This is a genomic window from Peribacillus sp. YIM B13481, assembly GCF_042787985.1.
Taxonomy (GTDB): domain Bacteria; phylum Bacillota; class Bacilli; order Bacillales; family DSM-1321; genus Peribacillus; species Peribacillus simplex_A.
The window spans coordinates 14,397-39,090 of record NZ_JBHZPE010000003.1 but is presented as its reverse complement, the minus strand read 5'-3'; the positions used below and the strand labels follow the sequence as shown (position 1 = coordinate 39,090).

26 protein-coding genes are annotated in these 24,694 nt (G+C 41.8%); 4 read left to right on the top strand and 22 right to left on the bottom strand.

Features of this window, described 5'->3' with window-relative positions:
- Positions 1 to 59 precede the first annotated feature (59 nt).
- The 10 genes from prmA to gpr all read right to left on the bottom strand — a co-directional run bounded on the left by prmA (position 60) and on the right by gpr (position 12,199).
- Positions 60 to 1,001, bottom strand: a complete 942-nt coding sequence (gene prmA, locus ACFX4X_RS03070; RefSeq protein WP_125160699.1) for a 50S ribosomal protein L11 methyltransferase — start codon at positions 999 to 1,001, stop codon at positions 60 to 62.
- A gap of 36 nt (positions 1,002 to 1,037) precedes the next feature.
- Positions 1,038 to 2,153, bottom strand: a complete 1,116-nt coding sequence (gene dnaJ / locus ACFX4X_RS03065; RefSeq protein WP_284470199.1) for a molecular chaperone DnaJ — start codon at positions 2,151 to 2,153, stop codon at positions 1,038 to 1,040.
- Positions 2,154 to 2,481: 328 nt separating this feature from the next.
- Complete coding sequence (gene dnaK / locus ACFX4X_RS03060; protein ID WP_061464114.1) at positions 2,482 to 4,314, bottom strand: molecular chaperone DnaK; 1,833 nt, start codon at positions 4,312 to 4,314, stop codon at positions 2,482 to 2,484.
- Between the two features lie 36 nt (positions 4,315 to 4,350).
- A complete protein-coding gene (grpE, locus tag ACFX4X_RS03055) occupies positions 4,351 to 4,947 on the bottom strand; it encodes a nucleotide exchange factor GrpE (protein WP_375166214.1) in 597 nt (198 codons plus the stop codon).
- A 98-nt stretch (positions 4,948 to 5,045) separates the two neighbouring features.
- Entirely contained in the window at positions 5,046 to 6,074 is a 1,029-nt protein-coding gene (gene hrcA, locus ACFX4X_RS03050) for a heat-inducible transcriptional repressor HrcA (protein WP_061464116.1), read from the bottom strand.
- A gap of 124 nt (positions 6,075 to 6,198) precedes the next feature.
- Positions 6,199 to 7,350: a radical SAM family heme chaperone HemW gene (gene hemW, locus ACFX4X_RS03045; protein ID WP_377381461.1), complete on the bottom strand. Its 1,152-nt coding sequence runs from the start codon at positions 7,348 to 7,350 to the stop codon at positions 6,199 to 6,201.
- 89 nt (positions 7,351 to 7,439) lie between these two features.
- Positions 7,440 to 9,275 (bottom strand): translation elongation factor 4, encoded by a 1,836-nt coding sequence (gene lepA, locus ACFX4X_RS03040; protein WP_061464119.1) that lies wholly within the window; start codon positions 9,273 to 9,275, stop codon positions 7,440 to 7,442.
- A gap of 176 nt (positions 9,276 to 9,451) precedes the next feature.
- Positions 9,452 to 9,775 (bottom strand): YqxA family protein, encoded by a 324-nt coding sequence (locus ACFX4X_RS03035; RefSeq protein WP_061464120.1) that lies wholly within the window; start codon positions 9,773 to 9,775, stop codon positions 9,452 to 9,454.
- Between the two features lie 19 nt (positions 9,776 to 9,794).
- Positions 9,795 to 10,994, bottom strand: coding sequence for a stage II sporulation protein P (gene spoIIP / locus ACFX4X_RS03030; protein WP_061464121.1), 1,200 nt, complete (start codon positions 10,992 to 10,994; stop codon positions 9,795 to 9,797).
- 86 nt (positions 10,995 to 11,080) lie between these two features.
- On the bottom strand, positions 11,081 to 12,199 hold the full coding sequence (gpr, locus tag ACFX4X_RS03025; RefSeq protein WP_284470195.1) for a GPR endopeptidase: 1,119 nt from the start codon (positions 12,197 to 12,199) through the stop codon (positions 11,081 to 11,083).
- Positions 12,200 to 12,474: 275 nt separating this feature from the next.
- On the opposite strand from gpr, the gene rpsT reads away from it, so the two are divergent.
- Complete coding sequence (rpsT, locus tag ACFX4X_RS03020) at positions 12,475 to 12,741, top strand: 30S ribosomal protein S20 (protein WP_034308554.1); 267 nt, start codon at positions 12,475 to 12,477, stop codon at positions 12,739 to 12,741.
- 102 nt (positions 12,742 to 12,843) lie between these two features.
- On the opposite strand, the gene holA is transcribed toward rpsT, so the two are convergent.
- Positions 12,844 to 13,857: a DNA polymerase III subunit delta gene (gene holA / locus ACFX4X_RS03015; protein ID WP_089361555.1), complete on the bottom strand. Its 1,014-nt coding sequence runs from the start codon at positions 13,855 to 13,857 to the stop codon at positions 12,844 to 12,846.
- A 344-nt stretch (positions 13,858 to 14,201) separates the two neighbouring features.
- On the opposite strand from holA, the gene ACFX4X_RS03010 reads away from it, so the two are divergent.
- Complete coding sequence (locus ACFX4X_RS03010; RefSeq protein WP_081108861.1) at positions 14,202 to 14,336, top strand: YqzM family protein; 135 nt, start codon at positions 14,202 to 14,204, stop codon at positions 14,334 to 14,336.
- A gap of 76 nt (positions 14,337 to 14,412) precedes the next feature.
- Here the strand turns inward: ACFX4X_RS03010 and ACFX4X_RS03005 are convergent, their stop codons facing one another.
- The 3 genes from ACFX4X_RS03005 to ACFX4X_RS02995 form a co-directional block, all read right to left on the bottom strand.
- Complete coding sequence (locus ACFX4X_RS03005; RefSeq protein ID WP_377381453.1) at positions 14,413 to 16,719, bottom strand: DNA internalization-related competence protein ComEC/Rec2; 2,307 nt, start codon at positions 16,717 to 16,719, stop codon at positions 14,413 to 14,415.
- An 18-nt stretch (positions 16,720 to 16,737) separates the two neighbouring features.
- Positions 16,738 to 17,298 carry a ComE operon protein 2 gene (locus ACFX4X_RS03000; protein ID WP_089361557.1) on the bottom strand — a complete coding sequence of 187 codons (561 nt, stop codon included), beginning with the start codon at positions 17,296 to 17,298 and terminating at the stop codon, positions 16,738 to 16,740.
- A gap of 79 nt (positions 17,299 to 17,377) precedes the next feature.
- Positions 17,378 to 18,013: a helix-hairpin-helix domain-containing protein gene (locus tag ACFX4X_RS02995; protein ID WP_377381449.1), complete on the bottom strand. Its 636-nt coding sequence runs from the start codon at positions 18,011 to 18,013 to the stop codon at positions 17,378 to 17,380.
- Between the two features lie 109 nt (positions 18,014 to 18,122).
- On the opposite strand from ACFX4X_RS02995, the gene comER reads away from it, so the two are divergent.
- Complete coding sequence (gene comER / locus ACFX4X_RS02990; protein ID WP_377381445.1) at positions 18,123 to 18,953, top strand: late competence protein ComER; 831 nt, start codon at positions 18,123 to 18,125, stop codon at positions 18,951 to 18,953.
- Between the two features lie 102 nt (positions 18,954 to 19,055).
- On the opposite strand, the gene ACFX4X_RS02985 is transcribed toward comER, so the two are convergent.
- From ACFX4X_RS02985 to ACFX4X_RS02950, 8 genes are read right to left on the bottom strand one after another with little or no spacing between them, the layout of a single operon-like run.
- On the bottom strand, positions 19,056 to 19,799 hold the full coding sequence (locus tag ACFX4X_RS02985; protein WP_125160706.1) for a class I SAM-dependent DNA methyltransferase: 744 nt from the start codon (positions 19,797 to 19,799) through the stop codon (positions 19,056 to 19,058).
- The gene (rsfS, locus tag ACFX4X_RS02980; protein ID WP_057218744.1) at positions 19,796 to 20,152 is read right to left on the bottom strand and encodes a ribosome silencing factor; all 357 of its coding nucleotides are present in this window, start codon (positions 20,150 to 20,152) and stop codon (positions 19,796 to 19,798) included. The genes ACFX4X_RS02985 and rsfS overlap by 4 nt, the downstream gene beginning before the upstream one ends.
- A complete protein-coding gene (gene yqeK / locus ACFX4X_RS02975; protein ID WP_089361560.1) occupies positions 20,152 to 20,724 on the bottom strand; it encodes a bis(5'-nucleosyl)-tetraphosphatase (symmetrical) YqeK in 573 nt (190 codons plus the stop codon). The genes rsfS and yqeK overlap by 1 nt, the downstream gene beginning before the upstream one ends.
- Entirely contained in the window at positions 20,714 to 21,283 is a 570-nt protein-coding gene (locus ACFX4X_RS02970; RefSeq protein ID WP_125160708.1) for a nicotinate-nucleotide adenylyltransferase, read from the bottom strand. The genes yqeK and ACFX4X_RS02970 overlap by 11 nt, the downstream gene beginning before the upstream one ends.
- Positions 21,284 to 21,294: 11 nt before the next feature.
- Positions 21,295 to 21,585, bottom strand: coding sequence for a ribosome assembly RNA-binding protein YhbY (gene yhbY / locus ACFX4X_RS02965; protein ID WP_061464130.1), 291 nt, complete (start codon positions 21,583 to 21,585; stop codon positions 21,295 to 21,297).
- Positions 21,579 to 22,421: a shikimate dehydrogenase gene (aroE, locus tag ACFX4X_RS02960; RefSeq protein WP_089361562.1), complete on the bottom strand. Its 843-nt coding sequence runs from the start codon at positions 22,419 to 22,421 to the stop codon at positions 21,579 to 21,581. The genes yhbY and aroE overlap by 7 nt, the downstream gene beginning before the upstream one ends.
- A gap of 20 nt (positions 22,422 to 22,441) precedes the next feature.
- Positions 22,442 to 23,551, bottom strand: coding sequence for a ribosome biogenesis GTPase YqeH (gene yqeH / locus ACFX4X_RS02955; RefSeq protein WP_375166213.1), 1,110 nt, complete (start codon positions 23,549 to 23,551; stop codon positions 22,442 to 22,444).
- Positions 23,548 to 24,069 (bottom strand): YqeG family HAD IIIA-type phosphatase, encoded by a 522-nt coding sequence (locus tag ACFX4X_RS02950; RefSeq protein ID WP_061464133.1) that lies wholly within the window; start codon positions 24,067 to 24,069, stop codon positions 23,548 to 23,550. Before ACFX4X_RS02950 ends, yqeH begins: the two co-directional genes overlap by 4 nt.
- Before the next feature lie 465 nt (positions 24,070 to 24,534).
- On the opposite strand from ACFX4X_RS02950, the gene ACFX4X_RS02945 reads away from it, so the two are divergent.
- The gene (locus ACFX4X_RS02945) at positions 24,535 to 24,675 is read left to right on the top strand and encodes a sporulation histidine kinase inhibitor Sda (protein ID WP_034311351.1); all 141 of its coding nucleotides are present in this window, start codon (positions 24,535 to 24,537) and stop codon (positions 24,673 to 24,675) included.
- Positions 24,676 to 24,694: the final 19 nt, after the last annotated feature.

Genomic DNA, 24,694 nt, shown 5'->3' with positions numbered 1-24,694 from the left:
AAGCTAAAAAAAGGTACTCTGACTATCAAAATACCCGATAATCAGAGTAACTTTTTCAATTAATCATTTCTTTTCGCTATTATTGCTACCCAATCTTCCATCAAGATCGTTTCCTCAATGGTGAATCCAGATCCTATAATCGCATCCTTCACATCTTGTTTCTTTGGTTGAATGATCCCAGAAGCGATGAAATATCCGCCAGGTTTAACCACTTTCGCTACATCATCCGTAAATCGCATGATCACTTCGGCAAGAATATTAGCCACGACGACATCCGCTTGTTCATTCACACCATCCAGCAAGTTGCCTTGTGAAACGGACACTTTATTCTGCACGTTATTAAGTTCCACATTTTGAATAGCTGACTGTACAGCCACTTCATCCAAATCAAGGGACTGGATTCGTTCTGCATCCAATAATGCAGCAGCAATGCTTAGAACCCCAGAACCCGTTCCTACATCAACAACTAAATCCCCTGGACGAACTGTACGTTCCAACGCTTGGATACACATGACCGTTGTCGGATGTGTCCCCGTTCCGAAGGCCATGCCGGGATCAAGTTCAATGATCAATTCGTCACTGCTGACTGGAGTATAATCTTCCCATGTCGGCACGATGGTAAACCGTTCGGAAATCTTGACGGGATTATAATATTTTTTCCAAGCCGTCGCCCACTCTTCTTCATTCACTTCACTAATTGAAACAACATTCTTCCCAAGGTCTATATCAAAATGAAGGAGATTATTAATTGATTCCTTTATAGCATCAACAGTTTCACCAAGGAAGCTGTTAACTGGCAAATATGCCTTAATCAATACACCTTCATCCGGATAATCATCTGGATTTAAGTGGTAGATTTCGCCAAAAACATTTTCGCGTTCCTTGACTAATTCTAGAGGATCCTCAATGACAACACCGCTGGCACCTGCCTCATGAAGAATATTCGAAACAGGTTCAACCGCTTCATTCGTTGTTTGGATTGCAAATTCAGACCACTTCATAATCTACCAACTCCCAATTTGTTCTTTTACTTTTATTCACCTATCTTTAAAAGCACGCTTCACTTTTGAGAAAAACCCATCATGATGTTCATCAATACCTTGACCGCTGATATCGCTGAACTCACGAAGCAGGTCCTTTTGTTTTTCCGTTAATTTTTTAGGTGTGACCACTAATACGACCACATGCTGATCTCCTTGGCCATATCCTCTGACATTAGGAACACCTTTGCCTTTTAAACGGAAGCGCGTGCTCGTTTGTGTACCGGCAGGGATCTTCAGCTTCACTTTTCCATGAAGGGTCGGAACTTCTATTTCATCCCCTAGTGCGGCCTGAGCAAAAGTAACAGGCATTTCACAATAGATATCATCGCCATCCCGCTCAAAGAATTCATGACTGCGCACATGGAAGACTACATACAGATCTCCGGCTGGTCCGCCATTGATTCCTGGCTCGCCTTGTCCGGTTACACGCAATTGCTGGCCATCATCAATTCCTGCTGGCACCTTAACTTGGATCTTTTTACGTTTTTGGACTTTTCCGTCCCCGCCGCATGTTGAACATTTATTAGGAATGATTTTTCCTGTTCCTTGACAATGATGACATGCTCTCCGGTTCACAATCCTTCCGAACGCTGTGTTTTGTTCTACATTCAATTGACCGGTCCCATGACAATGTGAACAGTTTTCCACTTTTGTACCTGGTTTTGCACCTGATCCTTTGCATGTATCACAATTCTCTTCACGCGGAATTTCAATTTCAGTCTCTTTTCCAAATGCAGCCTCTTCAAAAGAAAGCGTCATCGTATACTGTAAATCCGCCCCTTGACGTGGTGCATTCGGATCTCTCCTGCGTCCGCCGCCCCCAAAGAAACTGCTGAAAATATCTTCAAAACCGCCGAAACCACCAAAGTCCTGACCGCCAAAGCCCTGATTTGGATCTGTATGTCCGAATTGGTCATAATGGGCCTTTTTCTGGTCGTCGCTCAATACTTCGTAAGCTTCCTTGATTTCTTTAAATTTATCCGCAGCATCGTCCGCTTTATTAATATCAGGGTGATATTGTTTGGAGAGCTTACGATACGCTTTTTTGATTTCATCCTTCGAAGCACTCTTCGAAAGGCCTAACACCTCATAATAATCGCGTTTACTCATATCTAAAATCCACTCCCGATTCGATTCACATAAAGGTAATATTATCACTGAACGAAGATAATAATCAACTAGAAAAGTACAAACGGCTTTAACACTTTTTTGTAAATTGTAATGCCAGTCCCAATTTGCACACATTTCTCTCTAAATTTCCATGATTCCCCACCAGCGATTGTAAGAACAAAAGAAAATCAGATGCCAACACTTCCTGGCAATGATTCCATCCACTGTAAAAAAAGCCAAAGTCAAGATAACCTGACTTTGACTTTTCTACAATGGCAGGCAGAAATCAACTGCCCAATATATATCAGTGTCCCGATTGGGTCACTTTTTATTTTTTCTCTTCTTCGTTAACTTCCGTGTACTCTGCATCAACTACATTATCGTCCTGAGCAGATTCGCCAGCACCGGCTTCGCCAGCTTGCTGAGCTTTTGCCGCTTCTTCATAAAGCTTCATTGTCAAAGCTTGAACGATTTCATTAAGTGCATCTTTTTTCACGCGGATTTCTTCAAGCTCATTTTTCTCGATTGCAGCTTTCAGTTCGTCCTTCGCTTCATTCGCTTTAGTTACTTCCGCTTCGTCAACTTTACCTTCTAGATCTTTAAGCGTTTTTTCCGTTTGGAAAACTAATTGATCAGCTTCGTTACGAAGTTCGACTTCTTCTTTACGTTGTTTATCGCTATCGGCATTTTCTTCCGCCTCACGTACCATGCGGTCGATTTCTTCATCAGAAAGGCCTGAAGATGATTTGATGGTGATCGCTTGTTCTTTGTTCGTGCCAAGATCTTTCGCACGAACGTTCACGATACCATTTTTATCGATATCGAATGTCACTTCAACTTGTGGAATTCCACGCGGTGCCGGTGGAATGTCACTCAATTGGAAACGACCAAGAGTTTTGTTATCCGCTGACATTGGACGTTCACCTTGCAGGACATGGATATCAACTGCCGTTTGATTATCAGCCGCTGTCGAGAATACTTGTGATTTACTTGTCGGAATCGTAGTATTACGGTCAATCAGTTTCGTGAATACTCCGCCCATCGTTTCAATTCCAAGTGAAAGTGGAGTTACATCCAGAAGGACTACATCTTTAACATCCCCTGTCAATACGCCACCTTGAATTGCAGCACCCATGGCCACTACTTCATCAGGGTTTACACCTTTGCTTGGTTCTTGACCGATTTCCTTTTTGATCGCTTCAACAACCGCAGGAATACGTGTAGATCCGCCAACAAGGATTACTTTGTCGATTTCAGATGCTGAAAGGCCAGCATCTTTCAATGCTTGACGAGTTGGTCCCATAGTGCGTTCCACAAGACCTGAAGAAAGCTCATCGAATTTAGCTCTAGTCATCGTTACGTCCAGGTGAAGCGGGCCAGCATCTCCAGCTGTGATGAATGGTAAAGAAATTTGAGTTGAAGTTACGCCGGAAAGATCTTTTTTCGCTTTTTCAGCTGCATCTTTCAAACGTTGAACCGCCATTTTGTCTTTTGAAAGGTCGATTCCGTTTTCTTTCTTGAATGCTTCTACTAGGTAATCGATGATGACTTGGTCGAAATCATCTCCACCTAGACGGTTGTCACCGGCTGTCGACTTAACTTCGAAAACGCCATCCCCAAGTTCCATTATCGATACGTCAAATGTACCGCCGCCAAGGTCGAATACAAGGATCGTTTGATCTTCTTCCGTTTTATCCAAACCGTATGCAAGTGCTGCAGCTGTCGGTTCGTTGATGATACGTTCCACTTCAAGACCAGCAATTTGACCGGCATCCTTAGTTGCTTGACGTTCTGCATCATTGAAATAAGCAGGTACAGTGATAACCGCTTTTGTAACTTTTTCGCCAAGATACTCTTCAGCGTATGATTTTAGGTATTGAAGGATGATTGCAGACACTTCCTGAGGTGAGTATTCTTTTCCTTCAATTACTTCTTTATGGTCGGTACCCATATGGCGTTTAATGGAAATGATCGTGTTAGGGTTAGTAATCGCTTGGCGTTTTGCCACTTCCCCCACTTGTCTTTCTCCATTTTTGAATGCCACTACGGATGGTGTTGTACGGTTTCCTTCTGGATTCGGGATTACTTTTGGTTCCCCGCCTTCAAGTACAGATACACAAGAGTTTGTTGTACCTAAGTCAATACCAATAATCTTGCTCATAGTTTCACTACCTCCCAATTATTATATGTAAAAATCTTATTCGTTCACTTTTACCATTGCAGGTCGAATAACACGGTCTTTAAGAAGGTATCCTTTTTGGAATTCCTCGACGACGATGTTAGAACCGAAGTTTTCATCTTGAACTTGCATGACCGCTTGATGCAAACGCGGATCGAACTCTTCACCAACCGAACTAATCGGTTCGATGCCTTCTTTAGTCAATGCATCAGTAATCGCTTTGTAGACCATTTCCATGCCAGATAGCAGGGATTTCGTCTGTTCATTTTCCGCTTCGATTTTTGTAGCTCTTTCAAAATTATCAAGAGCCTCCACTAAATCAACGGCAATACTTTGAACTCTATATTTTTGAGCCGCCTCCATATCAAGCTTGGCACGGCGTCTTGAATTATCAAAATCGGCCTGCAGACGAAGATAACGGTTATCCATTTCTTCGATTTTTGCCTGAAGCTCAGCAATCTTTTCATGAGCCAATTGAAGTTCATCTTTTTCAACCGGAGTTTCCTCCTGGTTTTGTTCAGCTGGAATTTCATCTTCAGCGAAAACTGCATCTGCAGCGCTTTCCTCGATTGTTTCATTTTCCAATGTTTGTTCTTCGTTTTTATTTTCTGTCACAATCTCACCTCCCTAAAAGGGTTATACAATTTATGCTAAAGTAATACGTCAGGCTGCGGAGTATGACCTCCGCCACCTTAACAATATTACCTTTGCTCCTATTTTTGATACAGTTTTGTCATCAGGGCCGTTAAATCTTTCGAGAAAAACGAAAGCAAACTGATCACTCTCGAATATTCCATTCTCGTTGGACCCAATATGGCTAATGTGCCCACTTGCTCCTGCCCGATTGAGTAGGTTGCCGTAATCAAACTGCAGTCATCGAGCACTGTGTTTTGATTTTCACGGCCAATCTTGACGTGGATGCCCGATGGATTTTGGGTAATGAGTTCATAAAATCCCTGTTCCTGCTCAATCATTGATAAAAGCGTGCTTACTTTAGCAATATCATGGAACTCCGGCTGCCTCAGCATATTCGTTTTCCCGCCGAAAAATATCTTTTCGGGTTTTGTGTCCGTCAGGGTATCCGCCAGGACCGAGACCATCGATCCATAGTTATGGATGTGACGGCTCAAAAGAACAGCCACTTCCTTATAAATCTTATCCTTTAGATCAACCAGCGGAACATCGACTAAACGGGAATTTAATATGTTCACCATCTTTTCAATTTCGTTTATATCCAAAGAAGGCGGTAAGGAAATCATTCGATTTTCCACATGACCTGTATCAGTGATAATGATGGCTATTGCCGTTTCTGGGCTCAGAGGAATGATCTGGATTTTTTTCAGCTTATGCTCATTCACTTTTGGCCCCAGTACAATCGCCGTATAATTCGTCAGTTCCGAAAGTATTTTCGCTGACTTTTGAACGATCTTTTCCAATTCATAAATTCGTTCTACAAAAACGGATTTTAATATCTTCATTTCATTCTTTTTCGGAGCTTGAGGAGAAAGTAAATGATCCACATAATATCTATACCCTTTTTCAGAAGGAATCCTACCGGAAGAAGTATGGGTTTTTTCTAAAAATCCCATTTCTTCAAGATCGGACATTTCGTTTCGAATTGTGGCAGAGCTGAACGTAATTTCATCTTTCTTCGACAAGCTTCGTGACCCAACTGGCTGTGCAGAATGGATAAAATCCTCGATTATCACTTGTAGAATCAATAATTGACGATCAGTTAGCATGTATGATCACCTCTGTTAGCACTCTGTCTCTCCGAGTGCTAATATACTAATAAATTATCAAATGAAGCTTATGATGTCAACAATGAAAACCCCTAATTCATCGTTAAAATAACATAGATTTACTTCACTCGGAATCAATAACGCCTAAAAATGATTGGAACACTTCATTTCCAAGCAATTTTCCCCGTTCGGTTAAGCGCACGAACCCGCCTTCTATCTTAAGCAGACCCTTTGCCGATTCTTCTTCGAGCGGTTTCCTGAAAATCTCCGTCATTTCAACAAAAAATTTATTCTTGAAGTTTTCCAATGAAACTCCTTCCGTTTTTCGGAGACCCAAAAACATCTCCTCTTCCATCCGTTCATGAAGCGGTACTGGGTGCTCCTCCAAAACAGGCAGCTGGTTCGCCATCAATGGTGCGATATATTTCTTCACCGGACCATGATTGGCCACTCTTGTTCCTCCAGTATAGCCATGTGCACCGGCACCAATCCCATAATACTCCACATTATCCCAATATGTCAGATTGTGCCGGCTTTCAAACCCTTCACGGGCAAAATTACTGATTTCATATTGATGCAGACCATGCTTCTCCATCTCTTCCATCAGCCTCTCATACATCGAAGCCTCGAGCTCCTGCGGCGGCAGGCTTAATTTACCCCTTCGCATCTGATTATAAAAAACCGTCTTCGGTTCAACGATCAATGAGTAGCTCGAATAATGCGGCAATTGAAGGGCAATCGCTTTATCCAGCGTATCATTGAAATCTTCCATCGTTTGGCCCGGCAATCCATAAATCAGATCGATGCTGATATTCGTAAAGCCAACCTCTTGAGCCAGATGAATCGTTTCATATACTTCTAGAGCCCGGTGGGTCCGGCCAATTCGTTTTAATAATTCATCATTGAAGCTTTGCACACCAAAGCTAAGTCTATTGACACCTGAATGATAAAGTATCTCGAGTTTTTCTCTCGAAAGATCCCCTGGATTGGCTTCAAATGTATATTCAGCCTTTTCGGGGTCAAATGGCAGGGTTTCATTGATTGCTTCACATAAGAATGCAAGCTGCTTTTCATCTAGAGAGGTCGGTGTCCCTCCACCGACAAAAACAGTATCCAATCCTGCAGTCGGGTATTTGGAAAGCTGCATCACCATTTCCCTTTTCATCATCTGTAAATAATCGTCGACCGGCTGTCCCTGCAAAAACACTTTATTAAAATCACAATAGTGACAAATATGTTCACAAAATGGTATATGGAGGTAGGCGCTTTTAATCATTGTGTTCACAACCTTTTAATCGAATGAGTCGATAGAAAAAGAGGCTAGATCTCCTCTACCCTCTTTTTTCTATCTATCGTTTATTTTATTTATTTTTTTGGTGTCGTATCATCCATTTTCAAAACAGCCATGAAAGCTTCTTGCGGCACTTCAACGGAACCTACCTGTTTCATCCGCTTTTTACCTTCTTTCTGTTTTTCGAGCAACTTACGTTTACGGGAAATATCGCCGCCGTAACATTTAGCCAATACGTTTTTGCGCATTGCACTAATCGAAGAACGGGCCACGATTTTTTGCCCGATTGCCGCTTGGATCGGCACTTCGAATTGTTGTCTTGGAATCAATTTCTTCAATTTTTCAACAATGACTTTACCGCGTTCATAGGCAAAGTCCTTATGAACGATGAAACTTAAAGCATCGACAGTTTCAGCATTCAGTAAGATATCCATCTTCACAAGCTTGGACGGTTTGTAGCCAATCAACTCATAATCGAATGAAGCATAGCCTCTTGTATTGGATTTCAATTGATCGAAGAAATCATACACGATTTCCGATAAAGGTATTTCATAATGAATGCTCACACGGGTCTCATCGATATATTCCATATCAATGAAGTTGCCGCGTTTATTTTGACAGATTTCCATGATCGTTCCGACGAACTCCGTCGGTGCCATCATCGTCGCTTTGACGTACGGCTCCTCGACCCGTTCAATCTTTTGAGCATCTGGCATATTAGACGGGTTATCTACTTTCAGGACCGTTCCGTCTGTTTGGATCACATCATAAATAACACTCGGCGCAGTTGTGATCAGATCAATTTTGAATTCACGTTCAATCCGTTCCTGGATAATTTCCATATGAAGGAGTCCGAGGAATCCGCAACGGAAACCGAAGCCCAATGCTTGCGATGATTCCGCTTCGAACTGCAGCGCTGAATCGTTCAATTCCAATTTCTCTAACGCATCCCGTAAATCATTGAATTTCGATGCGTCAATTGGGTATAGACCGCAATATACCATCGGATTCATCTTCCGGTAGCCCGGCAATGGTTCTGTCGCACTATTCACGGCACTGGTAATCGTATCACCAACAGTCGTATCACCAACGTTTTTAATGGCTGCCGTAAGGAAACCTACATCACCGACGTTCAGTTCATCCAACAGCTGGGTCTTTGGATTGAAGACACCCAATTCGGTTACATCAAATTCCTTGCCCGTGGACATCATTTTGATTTTGTCGCCCACTTTAATGGAACCTTCAACAACACGGATATAAGCAACCACACCGCGGTACGCATCAAACAGTGAATCGAAAATAAGCGCCTTGAACGGGGCATCGGGATCTCCCTGTGGAGCTGGGACCAATTCAACGACCTGCTCCAAAATCTCCTCGATTCCGATTCCCGCTTTAGCTGAAGCCAAAACTGCATCGGAAGCATCCAACCCGATTACTTCCTCGATTTCTCCACGTACCCGTTCCGGATCGGCACTCGGCAAATCAATTTTATTGATGACCGGAATGATTTCCAGATTGTTGTCCAAAGCTAAATACACGTTTGCAAGCGTTTGGGCCTCAATACCCTGTGCCGCATCGACAACAAGGACAGCCCCTTCACAAGCTGCAAGGCTTCGTGACACTTCATACGTAAAATCGACATGTCCCGGTGTATCAATAAGATGGAAAATATATTCTTCGCCATCTTTCGCATTATATTTCAATTGAATCGCATTCAATTTAATCGTAATTCCACGCTCACGCTCTAAATCCATGGAATCCAACAGTTGACTCTTCATTTCACGCTGAGTCATGGCGTTCGTTTTTTCAATGATACGATCCGCCAATGTAGATTTACCATGATCAATATGAGCGATGATGGAAAAGTTACGAATCTTTGATTGTCTTTTTAATTTTTCTTCTCTATTCATGACGTTCACTCCCACTAGTCGACACAATACACTATTTTTTATTATATCAATAGAAAATGCAAGATTCAACAGAATAGTTACAAAAGAAGCATCATTACAGGGCAAAGCATAAAAAAAGGCTGCATTCCGGATTCGGATGCAGCCTTTGGATAGGGCACACTCAACTTATTCCACACCTAAATCATATCGATAAGTGCTTGGAAGGCCCCTGATATGGTATCTCCAAGTGCTTTGCCGATCGAAGAGAAAAAGTTGAATGCTTTCATTTCTTCAAGCTTTTCTTTTTTCGTCTCCAAATCATGACTTGTTACTTTTTGTCCAAGGATATCCGCTTCCATCTCCCCTTTGTCCGATTGGTTAATGATGAATGCACTATTCAAAGAGGGATCCTCATACCCCTTCATTTTTTTCATCCCATCGTTCGCTTGCTGCATCCCAATAAGGACACCTAAAAATAATACGAGTACAATCCCTGTACATTTCAACCAAAATCGAACCATGATAGAGAACTCCTTTCAATTACTTCGCTTCCGATTCCCCAGTCGTTTTATCCACTGCCTTGGCATCCCAATAAAATTCGCTGAAAGCATCGCTAAAGGCATCAACGGTTAAGTACATTTCCTCGAATGTATTATCAACACCGCCAATTTCAATGAGCATGGCATTGCCTGACAAATCCTGATTATATATACCATTATGTCTAGTTCCGCCCTGTTTCATAAGCCCGCGTGAAATCCCTGGGTATTTTTTCTCCAAAGCTATATGAAGCTTATTGGCAAGTGCGGCATTTTTTTCATAGTTCGGATTATTGCCCCCGATCACGAAGGCGATTTTGGCATACTCTTTACCTTTGATCGTAATTGTCGTATCTTTTTTCCGCTTTGCATCGCGATGGATATCAATCAGATATTCCAAATCTTTGTTAGTGGCCAATGCCGTCTGGACTGACTTTCGGGATTCTTGATAGGATTTGGTATAATTCAATCCTTTATTATTGAGATTTCCCATGATATCCGTTTTATCGAGCGAGGAACCAATCCCCTTATCAGCCAGATCTTCAACCATCCTTTTCCCGAGTTTCGTAATATTGATTTTAGAATGGTAGGCCAGATCCGGATTGGTCACGCCTTTTAAATAAGGAAGGTACGATTCCCGGTTATGGCTATGATAAATCTCGACCACTTTCCGGCCATTGGTCGTTTGATTCGGCTGATTGGCCACTCCTTTTTCCGGTTCTTCAATCTCATCCAGGTTTTGCAGGGATGCATCCCTTTCTTCATTCAGGACGTCTACTGGCGGTGAGGATTCATACGGCATATTCGTATAATTCGTCCCCTCCCCAGCCACGAGGATTTCATTATCAAAAATCGAGAAGCCAGGAAGTTCGCGGCCAAGTAAACTTCGCGGGTCCTCAAATGAAATGTTAGTCGAGACTTTTATCAATTGATTCGTGATCACCGATTCCTGCTTACCTTCTGGCAGGGCATTAAAAAAATAATGATTTTCATTTGCCAGCATCGCGAACAGCATTTTTCCTGAAAATTGGTTCGCAACGGTATGTACGGAATTCGAGGATATCCGATATTCCGGTCTTAGGGAAGTCATGACCCCGCTGACTGAAAAAACAAAAAGAAGCAAGGCGAGAATACCTAGAAAAGTTTTTATTATTGTTGATCCGTGAATGGCTGTTATGATTCCTGGCGAATTTCTTCTTTTCATTCTTCCACCCTCTCTATAGCTTGTCTATTAATACCTATGACTTTGCTAGAAAGGGTAGAACACCATTTTTGGGCACTTAAAATGATTTAACGGGTATAGTAACCGGTATTTTCTTGATTTATTGAATGATGCAGCGCTGCATTTAACCCATTGGCTATCAAATTGGCCATATCCTCAATGAAAACATCCACTTCCTTCGGTGTAACCATTAAATTTTGGCCAAGCGGTGACAGCACCTCATATATCAATTTCCGTTTCTCTTCATCAGGGAGGACACCTATCATCCCCAAGAAGGTTTGGCGTTCCTTTTCGCCTGGCATATCCTCTTCGGTCAGCTTTGTACGTTTTCCAAAACTGAATCCAGCGGGTGCCAATGAACGTGATGGTCTGTCCCCTTCATTCAATTCCTTGCCAAAATGCTTCAATATATAATCAATCGTATCACTGGCAATGGATACGGCATCTACTACGGTTGGTATTCCAATAGCTATAACAGGAACTCCCAGTGTTTCCTGACTCAATTCTTTTCGTTTATTTCCCACACCAGAACCTGGATGGATGCCTGTATCCGTAATTTGAATCGTTGAATTCACACGGTCGATCGAACGGGCAGCCAAGGCATCAACGACGATCAGGAAATCAGGGTTACTTTTTTCGATGACCCCTTTTATGATGTCACTCGTCTCGATTCCCGTAATCCCCATCACACCAGGGGAAATCGCACTGACCGGGCGATAGCCTTCCTTGACGGACTCCGGCTGCAATTCGAACAAATGCCTCGTGACTACAAGATTCTCAACGACAGCAGGCCCTAGAGCATCGGGAGTAACATTCCAATTACCAAGTCCGACAACTAAACAACTGCTTTCTTTGGTGATTTTATTCCGTTGCAAGAAGTAAGCCAGTTCGTTGGCAAACACCTTTTCCACCCGCTGCTGGGTATCCGTATCCTGCTGGCGGATCCCCTGGACTTCGATGGTCAAGTAGCTGCCCTTTTTTTTACCGATTTCTTTTTCCCCCTCAGCCGTGACCTCGACTAAGGATACCTTCAGATCATCCACTTCTTTTTCCTTAATAATGACCCCTTCGATTCGGGATACATCCACTTCCTCAACAACACCTTTATGTTCAAGGGCAATTTCCTTTGCTTCAATCGCCAAATCTGTTCGAATTCCGTATTCTCTAAGGTCCAAATTATTTTCCATAACGGCCTCCTGATGTTTGAATTGATATCTAATCTAGTAATTTCCATAGTCTCTCTTAAACATTCTGTCGTTTTTGCTTTTTTATTATTCATTTTTTTGGTACAATGAACCATGACGAGATGAATTTATTCCTGAAATTATAATTCCTTTTCGATTCTCAATCTGAAGTATTGCATATTTATGAGCAGTCTGATAGAATATCACTTGTGCTATTTGATATGGATTTGAAAAGTCGAGTTCATATAATCTCGATTTCTTTGTAGGAGGTGAACGGAATGCCAAACATTAAATCTGCTATTAAACGTGTAAAAATTAACGACAAAAAACGCGTTCATAACATTACTGTTAGATCAACTATGCGTACTACAGTGAAAAATGCTGAAGTTGCATTAGCTGGTGAAAACGTTGAAGCTGCTAAAGAAGCTCTATTAACAGCTGCTGTGAAATTAGACAAAGCTGCATCTAAAGGATTAATCCATAAAAATGCGGCAGCCCGTAAAAAATCTCGTTTAGCGAAAAGACTTAACGCTCTTAACGCATAATGACAAAAAATTAAACGATCCAATTGGATCGTTTTTTTTGTGCGTGTTTTTTTGTTCAAAAAAGGTGACAGGGTTTCTGCCACCTTTTTTATCATCTAATTTTCATCTAATTTTCAAGAGCAGCAATTCAAGTGTTATCGCCTTATCTGCCTGTCCAGTCTTCATTTTATAATCCGCCTCCGCTAAGTCGTTCATGATGCTCAACAGCTCGCGTTCCTGGAATTTTCCCGTCTTTTCAAGTGCCAGCTTTACCCTGTAAGGGTGCACCTTCAGTTGTCCTGCAATTTTTTGCTGGCTATAGCCTTGACGTGAAAGCTCTTTCACCTGATACATTAACCTGACCTGTCCCGCCATAACACTCAATATCTTGATCGGCTCTTCATTCTGCCTGAGAAGATCGTGTAAAATCGTCATGGCACTCTCCATCTTCCGCTGCAAAACATGGTCAACAAGCGTGAAGATATTCTGCTCAAGGGATTTAGCGACCAGCTTTTCCACTACCTCGACCGTAATGTGTTTATCAGCTTCAGCATAAAGCACCATTTTATCCAATTCATTTGTTAGCATCATCAGATTCGTTCCTGCAAGTTCAAGTAAAAGCTCTGTAGCTTGTTCATCTATTTGGACGGAAGAGGCTGCGACCCGCTCCTTCACCCACCCCTTTAATTCATGGTCACCAAGCTTCTTTGCCTCAACGAGAACCGCCTTACGCTTCAGTTCCTTGGTGATTTTTTTCCGTTCATCCAGTTTCTCATAAGGTGCGGTCAACACGACAATAGAATAAGGAACGGGATCAGCCAAATAGGCTTCAAGCCTTTTCACATTATGTTCAACTCTTGACTTCGTTTTTTCAGCTGTCAGAAAAAATGGGTTTTGCATGAAAACAAGACGCCTTTCCCCGATAAACGGGAGGGTTTCAACATCTTCAAGCGCTGTTTCAACAGGCGTCTCTTCCAAATCAAATTGAGAAAAGTTAAAATCCATCTCATCTTCGTGAAGGACATTCTCGATCAATAGCTGCTTCGTTTCATTAATTAGATAGGCCTCCGTTCCATATAACATGTATACTGGCGCGAATTGCCCTTTTTTTATACTTTTCCATACGTCTAATACCAATAGAATCCGCCTCTTTTTTATGTATTCTTCTCTAATGGTATAGGTGGATGGACCATTTGACAAGCTATAAAGGGAACTAGCCCTCTAAAGGGCTAATTCCGGATCTATATGAACACTTTCAAGAAAGGCCCGGGTAATCTCCCTTGAAAGCGGGTAAAGTATTCATGTAGAATTCAAAAATCGAGCTTTGCTTTTTGGCTTGCTTTGTTTGTACTTTTATTTTGACCTCAAAATCCCAAACTATTTGTGACAACTCTTGTCAGTAAAGGAAATGAAGAAGTGTAGCCTGTAGATTTTTTTTTGGTAATGTTTTATACTATTAGCAGAAATAGGAGGGGTAAACAATGAACGAATTCGAAAAGAATGTCCAATCAAAAACAGATGACGTCGCTGATTCCGCTATGGGATTCATCGGTTCTTTTGTATTTTTCGCCGCCATGTTCACCATAGCTGTCGTCATTAAAGCTGTCGGATCCTGATTTCATTTACTACATGCACTTATTTTTCCTGAAGGAGGCTGCCGTTGCAGTCTCTTTCTTATTGATTTTCTACATACTATGGAAGAGTCTTCCGAAAGGTTCCTTTACTTTTATAATACTTGTAAATAATAGCTCCATCCTCATCCGTCCTGAACACCTTAATGCCATTTCCCTCCAGATTTCCAATTACGTCTCCATGAGGGTGACCGTAGCGATTATCCTTTCCAACTGAAATAAGCGCAGCTTTCGACTGTAGCTGTTCAAGGAAGGGCGTGGAAGAAGATGTTTTACTGCCATGGTGACCAACCTTCAAGATATCCGCCTGCAGCTGCGGAAATGTGCTTAACAGTTCCCTTTCCCCCTCTTCTCCCATATCTCCAGTCAATAGCCATGACAATCCCCCAAGCTTTGCTAATAGAACTATCGAGGAATCATTCTTATCCTCTTTTTTTTCATATGGACTTAGCACGGAAAACGCAGCTTCGCCCACTGCCCAATGATCCCCCCTCTTCGTAACCGTCATTTTAATCTTTTTAACTCTTGCAATGGACACAAAATCCAAATCCCGATAATGCTCTTCACTCCAGCCTCCAATAACAATCTCCCTCACCTTGAAATTTTCAATTAATTCCTTTGCACTTCCCATATGATCTGAATCTGCATGAGTTAAAATCAGTTTGTCCAAGTGCTGGATTCCCTTACTTTTCAATAATGGAATAATGATATCATCCGCCGTATTGAATTTCTTTCTCCTTTTTGCCCATGTTTCGATTGGAAATGTAATTTGCCCTCCCGTATCAATCAGATAATTACCGCGATTGAACGGCAGGATAATTAAAATGGAGTCACCTTGTCCAACATCGATTATCTGTACTTCACCAAAAGGTGAGAACCTTTGTAAATTATATTGAAAAAGCAAAAGGACAATCATGATTCCGCACCAGATTTTACATTTTTCAAAAGATTCATCCCAAGTCAGGTATAACCCTAAAAGGGAAATAACAAGTAATGTCATCATGATGAAAGGCGGTTTTCCAAACGTAATGGATGCAAGGGGCAAATCCGATACCGCATCCGCGGCTTTATTAGAGAGCATGAAAGTGAAGTTCAAAATTGATATGAGGGGTTGCCCCAGGGAAGGTAGCAATAAATGAATGAAAAGGGTAATCAGTGAAAATGGCAGCAAGATGATGGAATAAAGAGGAATATACAATACGTTCAAGAACACGCCAAGAAAAGATACTTCAAAAAAGTGAAAAAGTAAAATGGGAAGGGCAGCCAATTGGGATATGGAACTGATGATAAATAGCTGCATCGTTTTTTGCGGGTATTGTAAGAAAATGCTTGAAGACATGATAATGGAGAAAGTGACTGCGAATGAAAGCTGAAAGCCTATATCATAGAGCATATTAGGCTTAAAAAACAACAGTGCCATGTAAACCGATGCAATTGTGGCACCCGCCGAGATTCGCTTTTTGAACAGCAGGAGTAAAAAGAAAAGCATAGCCATTAAACACGATCTAACCACTGATGGGCTAGCACCTGAAAGTATCATGTAAATTGGAAGGAAAATCAGAATGGCCACCATCATATTTTCCCTTGTAATTCCAACCCTGATGCCAAGATAAAATAACATTCCCGTTAAAAAACTTACATGAAGACCGGAAATCGCCAGTAAATGAACCAGACCCAACCGCTGATAATTAGTAAGGTCGACTTCATCTATATCTGTCTGGTCGCCGAATATGAGAGCTTTGACAAAACCGCTCGATTCTTCCGGAAAGTGTTCACTAATATACCCAACTCCCTTCATTCGCAAATTACGAATCGAAACGACAATCGAGTTTCCAACCTCTTGGCATTCTCGAAATGAAATGGAATCAGCTTTAAATATCCAATGGGTGCCTTGTCGCAAAAGATAACGCTGGTAATCGAAACTGTTTTCATTCCTGTTTTTGTCAGGAACTTGCAAATTCCCTTCGGCCGGACATGATAAACCGATTCGCAGAAGCTGGCTAAGCTTTGCTTTTTCTTGTTCGGTGGTGATGTTATAACGAAGCATTAGCCGCTCGCCTTTCTCACTGCCAACGAATCCTTTTAATGAATTTCCATCAATATTCGGTGGATCGGTAAATGTGATGATGAATCGACTTTCCGTTCCATGATATACAGAGTTGTTCCGGTGATCGGAGAAAGAGGCAGCCCCTAAGAAAATCCCCATGATCACTAAATGAACGCTAAGGGCCTTTACGCTCAACCCGACCGATAAATAAAGGAAACAGAGAAAAATAAGGATAATGATCAGCTGCCCTACATGTAAAAATGAATGGGCCGAAACCCCAAATGTGGCCGAAACGGCTAATAAGATAAGGTGTCTAGCCATGCCTGCCCCCCATCCTATTTAATTGTCAAATATCTGTTTGGCCTGCTTTTCCAGCTCCAATACAGCTTCTTTTCCCAGACCTGTTCGTTCAAGTTGAGCTAGCAACGAGAACACAAAGTCCTTTTTCTCTTTTCCATTAACATCTATGGCCCCTTTCGCTTCGACCTTTTCTGTCTTGACACCAGCCTGTTTAAATAACTCCAGGGCATATGGATGGTTTTTGTAATCCTCCGCATAATAAACAGCTTTGATTCCAGCTTGGATGAGTGATTTACAGCACTGAAGACATGGAAAATGTGTCACATATATTTCTGCCCCATCAGCTGGCACTCCAAATTTCGCACATTGTAAAAGTGCATTCATTTCAGCATGTATCGTTCTGACACAATGATTATCAATTACATAACAGCCATCATCAATACAGTGCGTCCCTCCTGCAATGGACCCATTATATCCTCCCGCAATGATCCGGTTATCCCGGACGATCGTCGCTCCTACAGCGAGTCGTGTACATGTGCTTCTTAAAGCTAATAAATGGCTTTGCGCCATGAAATATTGATCCCAACTAATCCTGTTCATGTTGTATCCCCTTACTCCCTAGAATGATTTTCTTCAATTTTACCCTCTTCCTGTCCATTTGTGTAGCAAATTCAATCATTCATTGCACCGAAATGGAATCCTGTAACTTTTCAAACGTTTTATCGCCGATTCCCGATACCTTCTTCAATTCATCTACCTGCTTGAATTTCCCCACTTTTTCCCTGTATTCCAGGATCGCAATCGCTTTGGATGGTCCAATTCCCGTCAGTGTTTCCAAATCTTCCTGCGTAGCTGTATTCAAGTTCATCTGTCTCCCTGACGGCCCCTTAGCGGCGGCATTACCAGGCGGACCGACTTGTATATCCTCCAAGATTCCCTTGTCTTCTTCACCTATTTCCGGTACATAGATGACCATTTGGTCTTCAACGATTTGGGCAAAGTTCACTTTATCCTTATCGGCCTTGTCCGTAAAACTGCCCGCATCTGTGATCAAATCGATTACCCGGTCACCTGCCTGGGCCGTAAATAAGCCTGGGGCCTGCACCGCTCCTTTAACATCCACTTTAATGATTACTGGTTCGGCAGGCGTTTCATTTTCACTTTGTTCGATTTTATCTTCATTTGCCGTAACAGCAAATATATCTTCCGTATCAACCGGACCTTTCCCTTGTTGCAAAAAAAAGTAAATTCCTGCTGCCCCAGATACCAACGCAACGGTAATCATCGCCATTTTCTTTTTTAAAATTTTTTCCATTCATTTTCCTCCTTGCTAGTTTTCGCACAATACATTGTCATAGGACAGATTAAAAATACATAGGGTTTCTAGGAGAATCAATCGCTTAAGTGAGAGGAGTTGATCGGCATTGAAGAAAATCGGTGTAATCGGAACCGGCAATATGGGGACCATTTTAATCGAGGCGTGGCTGGAGGCAAAAATATTGAATCCGGCTGATCTAATCATTACTAATCGAACAATTTCCAAAGCATTGACGCTGAAAGAAAAACACCCTGGTATCGGGGTTGCGGAGAGCGCTTCCGAAATCGTCCAGCAAGCGGACTTTATTTTTATCTGTGTAAAACCATTACAAATAGATAGCCTGTTGCAGGGAATCAAACATCATATAAAAAGGGATCAGCTGGTTATTTCCATCACAAGCCCTGTTTCAGTCTCCCAGCTTGAATCGGCAGTGAATGCCCCCTGTGCCCGTTTTATACCGAGCATAACGAACCGTGTGGGTTCAGGAGTATCGTTACTGAGTTTCAGCGAGAGCTGCAGTAAGGAGAAAATGTCAGCTTTATTTGATTTGGCCTCCGCCATATCGGCACCGGTCATTATTGAAAATGATATTACACGGGTAGCTTCCGATATCGTCAGCTGCGGTCCTGCCTTCTTCAGCTATTTAGCACAAGCTTTTATTGACGCGGCTTGCCAAACGACGAAGATAGATAAAGAAACCGCTACGACTTTGACTGAAAACATGCTGGTTGGCTTAGGGGAACTGCTTGGTAAAGGAGTTTATACATTGCCGACCTTGCAGGAAAAGGTTTGTGTAAAGGGTGGAATCACGGGTGAGGGGATCAAGGTTTTAGAAGCTGAAACCGGGGAAATGTTCCATCATCTTTTTCAAGCGACACATGAAAAGTTTGCAGAGGATCTTCACGAAGTTGAGAAGCAGTTCGGCCATCCTTATTAATATTCGTAACATATATCTCATTTCCTTCTAAAAATAAAAAAAAGAAGAGGTCAGACCTTCACTCGTACAGGGATGTACGAACGGGGATCTTGACCTCTTCTTTCATTTACTGGCTACAAACAAGATTCTTTCGGTTTCCGTTACAAGCGGTGCTTCTTCAAGATCCGCCAGTATTTCAGAAACCGTAAAACCTGCTTCCTTCAACCACTTTTTGTATTGTTCAACCGGATAGGTCCGTTGATAATGCAACTCATCAAAACGGTCGTACAGACCACTTTCATCGTCCCTCACGAAAAAACTTAAATCATGTTCCACACTGTAAGGTTCTTCCCCCGGGAAACAGTCCCATATATAGGATACTTCCTCATCATTGACAGCAAACGTATTATCATGAAAGATTTTTTCCATTTTATAAATCGAATGGATATCGAACAAGAATAATCCGCCATCCTTTAAATGCTCATGAACCCTGCTGAACGTTTTTACTATATCCGCCTCGTCGCGAAGGTAGTTCAGCGAATCACAAAAAATCGTGACACAGTCAAATTGACCAAGTCCCTCGAGTTCTGCCATATTCTGTTGGAAAAGTGGAATCGATAATCCAAGCCTCACCGCTTTTTCATTGGCAACAAGAAGCATTTCATCAGATAAATCCACGCCGGTGACTTCAAATCCGTGTTGTGCCAATTCAACGGTCATTTCCCCGGTTCCACAAGCTAAATCCAGGACTTTCCTCCCACCAATTCCGTACTGTTCCAGCTTCGCCGTAAGGATTAACAGCCATTTTTCATAGGGTGCGTCCTTCATCAATTCATCGTATACATAGGCAAAGCGTTCATAAGTCATGGAGTCAGTTCACTCTCTAGATCTTCAAAAGGTGCATCTCCCCATAAACGTTCAAGGTTATAATAGTTTCTTTCATCCTTATGGAAGATGTGGGCTACTACATCACCAAGATCCACAAGCACCCATTTCGCTTCGTCAAAACCTTCAAGACGTTTTACATTGATTCCTGATTCATCAGCTTTGCTCTTCATTTCACGAGCTATTGCTTGTACTTGTTTTTCAGAATTACCGTGGCAGATCAAAAAGTAATCCGCTACAAGGGAAATACCTTGCATATTCAATGCTACGATATCCTCCGCTCTTTTATCATCTGCCGCTTTTGCTGCAATTACAAGAAGTTCACGTTCAGTCATTACATCTTCTCCTTCAAATTCATGATCAAATCATTATATGTCTTAAATGTGTCAGGGTAAATTGCCTGATTTCTTTTCATTAAAAAAACAACTGTATTCCTTAAAGCCTGAATGACAGCATGATCCAAATTTCGCTTTGCTGTCAGCCTGACTTCGTCGACTCCAGGAAAAGAACGTCCCGGCTCAATATAGTCAGCAAGGTATATGACCTTATCCAAAAGGCTCATGCCAACCCTGCCAGACGTGTGATAGGCAATCGCATCCAATATTTCTACGTCAGTGATACCCGCTTCCTTTTTCACGAGAAAAGCCCCGACTGGAGCATGCCACAGCTCCATATCATAATCAAGTAACTCCGGCGCCATTTTTTCAGCGATTATTATTTGCTTCATTTCCTCTTTTGGACGAAATTTTGCATAATCATGGAAAATGGCTGCCAATTCTGCTTTTTTGACGTCGGCACCATACAGTTCAGCAAGTTCAATCGCTGATCCGACTACGCCCAAGGTATGAATGTACCGGCGCTCGGTAATTTGTTCTTTGACCAGCACCAATGCTTTCTCACGATTCATATAAACCATTCCCTTTAATATACTTCACCACTGGATCTGCTATTAAATATTTCACGGTTTTCCCCGTTCTTAGCTTCCTCCGTATCATGGAAGAGGAAATGAACATCTGAGGGACTTTCACCATCGTGATTGGGTATAGGGTCTTTTCATTATAACCGGGGCGCTTCACCCCAACGAAATTGACCATGTCCACCAGCTCGTCAATACGGTGCCAATTCGGTAAATACTCAATCATATCTGCGCCAATTATGAAATAGAACTCATTGGTTGGCTCAAGTTCTTTCAGCAATTTTATCGTATCATACGTATAAGATGTGCCTTTTCTTTCTATTTCAATACCTTCAATATAAAAAGATGGGTTTCCGGCTATCGCGTTTTCCAACATAGCCAGCCTGTCCATATCGGTTACTTCCTCCGATTTTTCTTTATGGGGAGGAACATGATTTGGCATGAATCTAATTTCATCTAGCTCAAGGGCATCCAACACTTCATTCGCTATTATTAAATGCCCAATATGTGGAGGATTGAATGTACCGCCAAGAATTCCAATTTTTTTCATAGATAGGTTCCTTAAGGTAATTTAAGTTGTTTGTTTTCTCTTGATTCTTTATACAGCACAATTGTGTTGCCGATAATCTGAACCAATTCCGCTCTTGCACCTTTTGATAAAGAACGTCCCACATCATTGCGGTCCTCTTCACAGTTTTGCAGGATGCTGACCTTTATTAATTCACGTACTTCAAGCGCCTCACCAATTTGCTTGATGAGATTATCATTGACCCCGCCTTTACCAACTTGAAAAATTGGATTGAGGTGATGGGCCTTTGATCGTAAAAATCTTTTCTGTTTTCCTGTTAACATGTGTTACCTCCTAGTTTGTTCAAGACAATCTCTGTCATTCTTGCTGTATCCGGCATAACGCCTGTCCATATCTCAAATGCAAGCGCAGCCTGGTTGATGAACATCCCCAGACCATTTTGCGTTTCCGCCCCTTTTTCCCGCGCTTCAAGCAGCAGCTTGGTTTGCAGAGGGTTATAGATGATATCACTGACGATTGCACCGGTTTTAAGCTGGTCGACCTTCAACGGTGAATGGTCCAATTCCGGACTCATTCCAGAAGAAGTCGTTTGGATGATTAAATCATATTGTGATAAGCTTTCTTCCGCTTCGATAATCGAGAGTGCCTTCGATACTTTATCATATGGGCAATCAGAAACAAGCTGGGCCGCTCTTTCCTTTGTCCGGTTTGCAATATCAACTTGTTTTACCCCTTCTTTAACAAGAGTAAAATAAATCGCACGCGCAGCACCGCCCGCTCCGATCACTAACGTTTTTTTAGCCTTAATGTCACCTGATATTTCATCGCATAAAGATTTGAAAAATCCTTTTCCGTCTGTATTATACCCTATAAACCGACCATTTTTGTTAACAACCGTATTTACAGCCCCGATTGCCAGGGCCAGTTCATCCACCTCATCAAGGAAAGGGATGATTGAAGTCTTATGAGGAATCGTGATGTTAAACCCTTCTATACCAAGGGCTTTCATGCCTTTCACGGCATCGTTCAAACCTTCTTTCGTCACATGAAAATGATGATAAACCGCTTCTATATTTTCTTTTTCAAATGCATCATTATGAATGTCCGGGGACATCGAATGTGCAATTGGATCTCCCATTACCCCATATATCTTTTTCATAGACTAGACGACCCCTATATTTAGATTAATGATTTACGAACGATCACATTGACACCCTTAGGGACATGTGCAACGATTTTCGCTCCTGGCTCATTGACCGTAACCCAGCCAAGTCCAGAAAACACAATATCCATTTTACCATCTTTCAAGGAGAATTCATGTGGAATCAGCTTCGGAAACTCCTCGATTTGTTCAGGGCGTGGGGGCGTCAATAATTCCCCGGCATGGTTTTTATACAATTCATCGGCATTTTCCAATTTCGTACGGTGGATATTCAATTCATTCGAAAGGTAGCAAGTGAGTGAACGCCTTCCGCCTGAGACATAGTCCAACCGGGCCAATCCACCGAAAAATAGCGTCTGCCCTTCATTCAGTTGGTACACTCTCGGCTTGATTTCCTTCTTCGGCATAATCACCTTGAAGTCCCGTTTGTCCACATAATGAGCCATTTGATGATGATTAATGATACCTGGTGTATCAATCAAAGCCTGTCCATCATCCAAAGGAATTTCGATCATATCCAGGGTTGTGCCTGGGAAGTGGGATGTCGTGATGATATCACCTTCACCACTCACTTCTTTTATAAGACGGTTGATGAAAGTCGATTTACCTACATTCGTACAGCCCACGACATAGACATCCTTTCCTTTGCGATACCGCTCAATCGCATCAGCCGCTTCAAGGATGTGTTTTCCCTTTTCCGCACTGACAAGCAGGACATCAATCGGGTTAAGCCCCAATTCCTTGGACGATTGCTTCATCCAATTGATCAACTTGTTCGGTTTTACTGATTTAGGCAATAAGTCGACCTTATTACCGATCAAAAGAACATCATTTCTTCCGACAAATCGATGCAGGCCCGGAAGCCAGCTTCCATTGAAATCAAAAATATCGACGATTTTGACGATTAAAGAATCGGTTTCGCCTACTTTATTCAAGATTTTCAAGAAGTCATCGTCAGTTAAGGATACATCCTGAACTTCGTTATAATGTTTCAATTTAAAGCAGCGCTGACATACGATGCTCTCTTTTTCCAGGGCTGATTTAGGGGCAAAGCCCAACTCCTTCGGATCTTCCGTCTGGACCTTCACACCACAGCCGATGCACACTAATTCTTGATGATTGTTCAATTGTGATCCTCCCATTCTATCATTCCTTTTCGTTTAAAAAATGCCATGATCTTTCTTTCAAAATAACGATTGATCTTCGTTCTGAATTCGTCGGTCTGCGCAACAGGGACCACTAAGATCGTATGGAACCCGCCTCTGTTCCCTCCCAATACATCCGTCAATAATTGATCGCCGATTACCACCGTTTCTTCTAACTTCAATCCCATCGTCTTACGGGCTTTATGGAAAGCTCTTGCCATCGGTTTTCTGGCCTGGAAGATAAACGGAATGTGAAGCGGATCGGAAAAAGACCGAACCCGTTTTTCATTATTATTGGACACAATCGTCACTAAAATCCCATGATCCCGCATATTGTCGAACCATTTGATTAAATCGGGGGTGGCTGTTGGCCTGTCCCATTCAACGAGAGTATTATCCAAATCGGTAATGACTCCCTTTATCCCTCTTTTTTTCAATTCTTGAGGATCTATATTAAAAATGCTTTTAACATGTTCACTCGGCAAAAATAATTTAAGCATATTGGCACCTCTATATTTTCGTTAAAATTTACCGTCTCCATCATATCGAATTTTCGGCTCACTTTCAAAAAAAATTAGGAAAGAAGGTCTGACGGTAAAAAAACATCATAATGTATGTTTTCTAATATGGAAAGGCATTTTTTATTAAAGAATGGGAAATTAGCAGGTAAACCAGACCCAAAGAACTAATTATTCCTAAAAGATTTCGACAAAAATTTCATATATCCAACCTGTGGATAACTTTACTAACATTATCCATACTGATGTGCATCATTTCGTTCACCTTGTAAACAACTTAACCACAGGTTATCCACTTTTAACTGTGGATAACAGAACGATTGTTCTCCAAGTTTATTTCTGATACAGTAGGGGTACATCAAGGAAGACTTATCAATATATGCAAGTAAACACCAAATTATTCCTCGCAATCCCTACTGGAGGTGAGCAGCCGTATATGGCGTTCTGATGCAAAAACTATCTGATGACCTGTTGCTGGAATCCTATTTTAAAGCGCAGAATTTAAAGTTAAGTACCGATTTCATCCGCCTCATAGAAACGGAAATTCATCGAAGATCCTTAACACATAAAATCCGATCAATATTCTAATATGAAATACATAGGCTGA

Bases quoted from the DNA above. Each gene is read 5' to 3' on its own strand.
- prmA (WP_125160699.1), bottom strand. From the start codon at position 1,001: ATGAAGTGGTCTGAATTTGCAATCCAAACAACGAATGAAGCGGTTGAA.
- dnaJ (WP_284470199.1), bottom strand. From the start codon at position 2,153: ATGAGTAAACGCGATTATTATGAGGTGTTAGGCCTTTCGAAGAGTGCT.
- dnaK (WP_061464114.1), bottom strand. From the start codon at position 4,314: ATGAGCAAGATTATTGGTATTGACTTAGGTACAACAAACTCTTGTGTA.
- hrcA (WP_061464116.1), bottom strand. From the start codon at position 6,074: ATGCTAACTGATCGTCAATTATTGATTCTACAAGTGATAATCGAGGAT.
- hemW (WP_377381461.1), bottom strand. From the start codon at position 7,350: ATGATTAAAAGCGCCTACCTCCATATACCATTTTGTGAACATATTTGT.
- lepA (WP_061464119.1), bottom strand. From the start codon at position 9,275: ATGAATAGAGAAGAAAAATTAAAAAGACAATCAAAGATTCGTAACTTT.
- ACFX4X_RS03035 (WP_061464120.1), bottom strand. From the start codon at position 9,775: ATGGTTCGATTTTGGTTGAAATGTACAGGGATTGTACTCGTATTATTT.
- spoIIP (WP_061464121.1), bottom strand. From the start codon at position 10,994: ATGAAAAGAAGAAATTCGCCAGGAATCATAACAGCCATTCACGGATCA.
- gpr (WP_284470195.1), bottom strand. From the start codon at position 12,199: ATGGAAAATAATTTGGACCTTAGAGAATACGGAATTCGAACAGATTTG.
- rpsT (WP_034308554.1), top strand. From the start codon at position 12,475: ATGCCAAACATTAAATCTGCTATTAAACGTGTAAAAATTAACGACAAA.
- ACFX4X_RS03010 (WP_081108861.1), top strand. From the start codon at position 14,202: ATGAACGAATTCGAAAAGAATGTCCAATCAAAAACAGATGACGTCGCT.
- ACFX4X_RS03005 (WP_377381453.1), bottom strand. From the start codon at position 16,719: ATGGCTAGACACCTTATCTTATTAGCCGTTTCGGCCACATTTGGGGTT.
- ACFX4X_RS03000 (WP_089361557.1), bottom strand. From the start codon at position 17,298: ATGAACAGGATTAGTTGGGATCAATATTTCATGGCGCAAAGCCATTTA.
- ACFX4X_RS02995 (WP_377381449.1), bottom strand. From the start codon at position 18,013: ATGGAAAAAATTTTAAAAAAGAAAATGGCGATGATTACCGTTGCGTTG.
- ACFX4X_RS02985 (WP_125160706.1), bottom strand. From the start codon at position 19,799: ATGACTTATGAACGCTTTGCCTATGTATACGATGAATTGATGAAGGAC.
- rsfS (WP_057218744.1), bottom strand. From the start codon at position 20,152: ATGACTGAACGTGAACTTCTTGTAATTGCAGCAAAAGCGGCAGATGAT.
- yqeK (WP_089361560.1), bottom strand. From the start codon at position 20,724: ATGAATCGTGAGAAAGCATTGGTGCTGGTCAAAGAACAAATTACCGAG.
- ACFX4X_RS02970 (WP_125160708.1), bottom strand. From the start codon at position 21,283: ATGAAAAAAATTGGAATTCTTGGCGGTACATTCAATCCTCCACATATT.
- yhbY (WP_061464130.1), bottom strand. From the start codon at position 21,585: ATGTTAACAGGAAAACAGAAAAGATTTTTACGATCAAAGGCCCATCAC.
- aroE (WP_089361562.1), bottom strand. From the start codon at position 22,421: ATGAAAAAGATATATGGGGTAATGGGAGATCCAATTGCACATTCGATG.
- ACFX4X_RS02950 (WP_061464133.1), bottom strand. From the start codon at position 24,069: ATGCTTAAATTATTTTTGCCGAGTGAACATGTTAAAAGCATTTTTAAT.
- ACFX4X_RS02945 (WP_034311351.1), top strand. From the start codon at position 24,535: ATGCAAAAACTATCTGATGACCTGTTGCTGGAATCCTATTTTAAAGCG.